Annotated in this window: 1 protein-coding gene; it reads right to left on the bottom strand. The window is 78.3% G+C overall.

What is annotated here, in order from left to right:
* Positions 1–120 precede the first annotated feature (120 nt).
* Positions 121–1,773 carry a GT4 family glycosyltransferase PelF gene (gene pelF, locus WDV06_RS36725; protein ID WP_395514137.1) on the bottom strand — a complete coding sequence of 551 codons (1,653 nt, stop codon included), beginning with the start codon at positions 1,771–1,773 and terminating at the stop codon, positions 121–123.
* Positions 1,774–1,930 lie beyond the last annotated feature (157 nt).

Genomic DNA, 1,930 nt, shown 5'->3' with positions numbered 1-1,930 from the left:
GGGCGGACGTCCTGGGCGGGGTGCTCGGCGCCGCACCCGAACTCGCGGCGCCGGCGGCAGCCGGGGCGGGGCCCGGAGGCAGCGCCCGCGGCGGGGCCGCGCCCGCGGTGTCAGAGGTCGTCATACCGGCACCTCCTCAGCCCCCGCGGGATCGGCCGCGGCCCAGGTCGGTGTGGTCCAGTGCCCCGGAACCAGGGCCTCCGCCGGGCGGCCGAACGGGACCTCCGCCTCCGCCCGCGAGGGTCCCCGGGCCAGCAGCCTCAGGTAGCTCTCGCGGAAGGCCTCCACGTTCTGCTCGACCGTGAACAGCTCCAGGGCCCGCGCCCGCGCCGCCGCCCCCAGCCGCTGGGCCCGTTCGGGGTCCCCCAGCAGGGCCAGGCAGGCGTCGGCCAGGGCGCGCGGGTTGCGCGGGGGGACGACGAGCCCGGTACCGCCGATGACCTCGCAGACGGCTCCGACGTCCGTCGACACCGTGGCCCGGCCGCACAGCATCGCCTCGGCCAGGGTGATGGGGAAGCCCTCGATCACCGAGGACAGCAGCACGATCCGCCCGGCGGCGTACGCGTCGGCGGCCGAGGGGGCCTCGGGGCCTCCGACCTCCTCGAAGCCGACGGGGTTCTCCCCCACCGTCCGCGCGTCGGCGGCCTCGTCGGGGAAGAGCTGCGCGGCGAGCGAGCGGCAGTCGGCCAGGTAGCCGGGCGCGGCGGCCGTGGCGAAGATCCGCAGCCGGGTCCGCGGCGCGGCCCGCCGGACCTCCGCGAAGGCGTGCAGCAGGCCGATCAGGTCTTTGGCGGGCTCGACCCGCCCGACCCACACCAGGGTCTCCGGGTCCCCGCACCCGGGGTCCTCCCCGACGGCGGCGAATCGGTCCGCCTCCATCCCGGGGTACACGGTCCGCAGCCGCTCCCGGGGCGCCCCGCACCGCTCCTGCCAGCGGCGGGCGTGGGTGTTGCCCGGGGTCAGCAGGTCGGCGCCGGCGTAGATCTCCCGGGCCAGCCGGACGTGGAACGCCGCGAGCAGCGCGCGGACGGCGAGCCGGGGGGCGCCCACCGCTGCGCCGGTCGCCGGAGGGGTGCCGGGGCCGTGGTCCAGGTAGTGGGCGCGCAGCTGCACCCCGTACTCGGTGACCAGCAGCGGGACTCCGCAGAAGCGTTTGGCCAACAGCCCGGGGAGGGCCGCCACCCCGCCGGCGGCGGCGTGGCAGACGTCGACGGCGCCGAGCCCGTGCTCCCCGTACCAGTCGAGGGACAGCGGCCGCAGCATCCGCTCCAGTTCGTCGGCGAACTCCAGCAGGTCGGGGACGCGCGCCGCCCGTACGCCCCGGCCCGCGCCCGGGGCCCGGCAGCCGGCCTCCAGGGCCCGTACGGCGGTCTCGGAGCGCAGGGCCGCGTACATCCCGCCGTGGTCGCGGGCGAGTTCGGCGAGCCCGTACAGTCCGGCCGCGAAGGCCTCGGCCGCCTCCGGGTCGGCCGGGGCCCCGTTCCCGCCGCAGACGCCGCGCACCAGTTCCCGGAAGCAGTCGGTGAAGCGCCGCCGCTCGCGCCGGGAGTGGGTCCGGCCGTCGTCGGCGGGGGCCCACAGCGGGGCGGTGCGCACGTGTGTGACGTGCCGCGGGAGCGGGACCCTGCCGCGCTCCTCCTGTGCGGCGCTGCGGCTGAGCGCGTAGAGCTCGAACTCGTGCTGCGGGAGTCCGCGCACGAGCCGGTCGCACCAGAGCCCCGCCTCTCCCGCCGCATACGGATAACCACCTTCGGTGAGCAGTCCGATCCGCACGAGTGGCACCCCCGTTCTCCCGTTCCTGGCGGCCGCCGCAGGTCCGGTGACCCGCCGCGGGAGAACTCAAGCGGATACACCGGTGGCGGGGGGGGGGGGGGGGGGGGGGGGGGGGGGGGGGGGGGGGGGGGGGGGGGGGGGGGGGGGGGGGGGGGGG

The organism is Streptomyces racemochromogenes (genome assembly GCF_044129415.1).
GTDB lineage: Bacteria > Actinomycetota > Actinomycetes > Streptomycetales > Streptomycetaceae > Streptomyces > Streptomyces racemochromogenes_A.
Note: the sequence above shows the minus strand (reverse complement) of the source record. Positions and strands in the feature narration are given on the sequence as shown.